The following is a 2,561-nucleotide window of genomic DNA, read 5'->3' on the forward strand; positions in this document are numbered from 1 at the left end:
CGGTGATCAGCACGCTCGAATCGCAATCGGTGATGCGCCCGGCCAGCGCCTCGGGCGAGAAGCCGCCGAACACCACCGAATGGATCGCCCCGATCCGCGCGCACGCGAGCAGCGCGAAGGTCGCCTCACTCACTCGACGTCTATGTCCAGGTCAACACGTCGGGCGAGGACAGCAAGTTCGGCCTCCACCCCGATGCGCTGTTGCCGTTCGTCGATCAGCTCGGCCAGTTTCCTCACCTCAAGCCGCGCGGGTTGATGACACTGGCGCTGTTCAGCAGCGACATGGCGAAGGTCCGGCCGTGCTTCACTCTGCTGCGCCGGCTGCGCGACGAGGCCGTCAGGCGAGTGCCGGATATCACTGGCCTGTCGATGGGTATGAGCGGTGATTTCGAGGACGCGATCGCGGAAGGCGCCACTGTGGTGCGTGTCGGTCAGGCGATCTTCGGCAAGCGGCCCACGCCCGACAGCTTTTACTGGCCCGGCGCAACCAGAGACGGGGCATGACCAAATCCCTGACTCGCGGTATCCATCATCTCGGTCTTGCCGTGCCCGATCTCGATACCGCGCGGCAGTTCTTTGTCGGCGCCCTTGGCTGGGCCGTGGTGGGTAATGACCCCGCTTACCCTGCCGCCTTCGTGTCGGACGGGCACAGCATGCTCACGCTGTGGCGCGTCACCGATCCGGCGCATGCCACCGCTTTCGATCGCAAGACCAATGTGGGCCTGCATCATCTGGCGCTTGCGGTGCCGGACGAGGCGGCCCTGACGACGCTCTTCGAAAAGCTGCGCGCCTGGCCGGGCGTGGTGATCGAGCGTGAGCCCGGCTTCATCCGAGGCGATGCAGGCGCGCGCCATTTCTTCTGCGCCATGCCCGGCGGTATACGCGTCGAATTCGCCACGCCATTCGCCTGAGAGAGGGCAAGCCATCGACAGGACCAGGACGGACAGTTCGCGCGAACAGAACGGCCATTCGCGCGCGCCAATCGAACCGTCGAAACTTGCCCTACGTTTATGCAGCGTTGAAGGCAGCAGTTGTCTGCCAGCGCGTTCCTGAGTTTGACCCAAGCACTTTGTACCAACCGGCGCGCAGCCTACGATGGCGGAATGGCACGCATCGAACATTCAAGAATATCGGCGACCTTCGAGATATCGGTTGCCCAAATCAAGATTGACCCCGCTTCAAGGGCCGACCCGAGGATTGTGCGTACCTATACCGCCCTGAACCGAGGCGAGATCAAGACGGCGCCGACTCGGATACCGCAACGAGGCCTTCGGAGAGATCGACGTCGATGCGACCGCCAAGGGACTCGATGTTGCCTTCGGTATCCTGCATGCGTCGGCCGAGCCCGGCGCCGCGCCCGACGCGATCCGTGTTGAACTCGTCCCCAATTCGGGTGAGTTCATCTCCTTCCTCGACATGCCGGAAGCGGCGCTGAAATATAATGGGGCGATCTATAAGCGCGGCTGAGAAGGCGGCGTCTTTTTCCGGCGACACGCATCCCTCAATCGCGTGGGGGGGAGATACGAGGGGCGAAGCCGCCAATATCGCCGCGCTCCGGACGAAACATCAGAAGCGGTATGCCGCCCCGATAAGGACCTGATGGCGATCGAACCTGCCCGGCCCCTCTCCAAGGTCGGTGTACCGGTATTCCAGTCGGGCGGAAACATGGTCGGTGATCATTCTCTCGGCACCGCCGCCAATCATCCAGCCGTCCCGGTGGGCAGAGGACGACCGGTCGCCGGCATCCGTACCGATCGTCGTGCGGACACGGGCGTTGCTATAGCCGCCGCGCACATAGAGCAGGGTCGCCGGCGTGGTGAGATACCCGGCGCGGGCGGTCAGATCGAAGGCATAGCGGGGATTGACGCGGCGTGCAGCCGTCTCTCCAACTTCACCGAAATCGTCGGAAGCAGCGACATTGAATTCGGCTTGCCCCCCGATCACGATCCGCGGCGCCACCTCATCATCATAGGCGAGGAACGCGCCGCCGACGAACGCGTCGGTCGATCGGTCGATGCCCGGGATGCCGTTGCCGCCTTGGGGAAGGCGCGCATCGGTTCGGTTCCAGCCGGCCTGGACGCCGACCGACGGCCCGTTGAAATCCTGCGCGGACGCCTGGACCGACACGGGGGCGAGGGCAGCGGCGATAACAAGACACGTCTTCATTACAATCTCCTCGATGATCGATCGCCATGCAGGCGAGGCACATGGCGAGAGGAGACTGGGCTTCGGATCGATCATCGGGGATTGTCCGATCGGCGGGACGGCTTCGGTAATCCGGCAGGGGCGACATAGTCTTCAGCATAGCTGCCAGGAAGAAGACCAACCGGCCGGAGCATCGTCCTCGGCCTGAGTAGATACGGATCTCCTCCGGACGCTGAGAGACGATCAACCTTGAGGCTGGCGCTGGCATACCATCGCACCGGGACGCCGGCCTGATCTGCCCCCACCGAGTGGACCGATTGGTTTGTTAGTGGATTAAAGCCGCTGCCGCCATATCCGGGCGGAGGTGGAGCGAAGCGGAACCGGATGCCGGATATGGCGGTGTCGCCGTTTCCGGG

3 protein-coding genes and 3 pseudogenes are annotated in these 2,561 nt (G+C 63.8%); 2 read left to right on the top strand and 4 right to left on the bottom strand.

The features are described 5' to 3' along the window. A pseudogene (locus NFE57_RS16870) lies at nucleotides 1-133 on the bottom strand (AMP-binding protein); the annotation flags it as partial. 32 nt (nucleotides 134-165) lie between these two features. On the opposite strand from NFE57_RS16870, the pseudogene NFE57_RS16505 reads away from it, so the two are divergent. Both NFE57_RS16505 and NFE57_RS16510 read left to right on the top strand, forming a co-directional pair. Continuing rightward, nucleotides 166-504: pseudogene (locus NFE57_RS16505) on the top strand (alanine racemase); the annotation flags it as partial. After that, a complete protein-coding gene (locus NFE57_RS16510) occupies nucleotides 501-911 on the top strand; it encodes a VOC family protein (protein ID WP_252136685.1) in 411 nt (136 codons plus the stop codon). The pseudogene NFE57_RS16505 and the gene NFE57_RS16510, both read left to right, overlap by 4 nt. Nucleotides 912-1,233: 322 nt before the next feature. Here NFE57_RS16510 and NFE57_RS16515 read toward each other — a convergent pair whose 3' ends face one another. The 3 genes and pseudogenes from NFE57_RS16515 to NFE57_RS16525 all read right to left on the bottom strand — a co-directional run. Beyond that, complete coding sequence (locus NFE57_RS16515) at nucleotides 1,234-1,494, bottom strand: hypothetical protein (RefSeq protein WP_252136686.1); 261 nt, start codon at nucleotides 1,492-1,494, stop codon at nucleotides 1,234-1,236. A 72-nt stretch (nucleotides 1,495-1,566) separates the two neighbouring features. After that, a complete protein-coding gene (locus NFE57_RS16520) occupies nucleotides 1,567-2,241 on the bottom strand; it encodes an outer membrane protein (RefSeq protein ID WP_252136687.1) in 675 nt (224 codons plus the stop codon). Nucleotides 2,242-2,470: 229 nt separating this feature from the next. Continuing rightward, nucleotides 2,471-2,561, bottom strand: a pseudogene (locus tag NFE57_RS16525) (integrase catalytic subunit); the annotation flags it as partial.

Source organism: Hephaestia sp. MAHUQ-44 (assembly GCF_023806085.1).
In the GTDB taxonomy this organism is placed as follows: domain Bacteria; phylum Pseudomonadota; class Alphaproteobacteria; order Sphingomonadales; family Sphingomonadaceae; genus Sphingomonas.

What these genes read in the sequence shown, in the direction of transcription:
- NFE57_RS16520 (WP_252136687.1), bottom strand. Translation starts at nt 2,241, where the DNA reads ATGATCGATCCGAAGCCCAGTCTCCTCTCGCCATGTGCCTCGCCTGCA.
- NFE57_RS16510 (WP_252136685.1), top strand. Translation starts at nt 501, where the DNA reads ATGACCAAATCCCTGACTCGCGGTATCCATCATCTCGGTCTTGCCGTG.